The organism is Oleiphilus sp. HI0067, assembly GCF_001635735.1.
In genome coordinates this window covers 1-819 of record NZ_LWFI01000263.1, presented here as the reverse complement: position 1 = coordinate 819, position 819 = coordinate 1, and the positions used below count along the sequence as shown (strand labels likewise).

The 819-nt window shown below is 43.0% G+C and carries 1 protein-coding gene; it reads left to right on the top strand.

Translation table 11 applies throughout. From position 1 onward, the window contains the following. Positions 1 to 725: NADH:ubiquinone reductase (Na(+)-transporting) subunit F (gene nqrF / locus A3739_RS03355; protein WP_068500309.1), on the top strand; the 725-nt coding region annotated here is incomplete at its 5' end. Positions 726 to 819: the final 94 nt, after the last annotated feature.

Below are 819 nucleotides of genomic sequence, written 5' to 3'. Positions count from 1 at the left end.
ATGTTCAGCTTGAATGTCCTCCACACGAAGTTGACTACAAAAACTTTGATATTGAAGAAGAATATCGCGGTGATTGGGATAAATTTGACGTTTGGCAATATAAGTCAAAAGTTGATGAAACCGTTATCCGTGCTTATTCGATGGCGAACTATCCGGAAGAGAAGGGTGTTGTTAAATTCAACATTCGTATCGCTTCTCCACCTCCGGGAACTGATCATCCACCAGGACAAATGTCTTCTTGGGTCTTCGACTTGAAGCCGGGAGATAAAGTAACTGTATACGGTCCATTTGGTGAGTTCTTTGCGAAAGAAACCGAAGCTGAAATGGTATTCGTTGGTGGTGGTGCTGGTATGGCGCCAATGCGTTCGCATATTTTTGATCAGCTCAAACGTATCGGCTCTAAACGTAAGATGTCGTTCTGGTATGGTGCTCGTTCATTGCGCGAGATGTTCTATCAAGATGAATATGATGCGCTTGCTGCAGAGAATGACAACTTTGAATGGCATGTGGCACTTTCTGATCCTCAGCCAGAGGACAATTGGGAAGGCTACACAGGCTTTATTCATAATGTTCTTCTTGAGAACTACTTGAAAGACCACCCAGCGCCCGAAGATTGCGAGTTCTACATGTGTGGGCCTCCAATGATGAACGCTGCGGTTATCGAGATGTTGAAAAATCTCGGGGTCGAAGATGAAAATATCATGTTAGACGATTTCGGTGGCTAACTGACCTCATAATAAAAAATGCCAGACTTTGTTCTGGCATTTTTGTTTTATGGTTATGGAAATCGAGAGAATGAGGATGTTTTGTTGATACTTC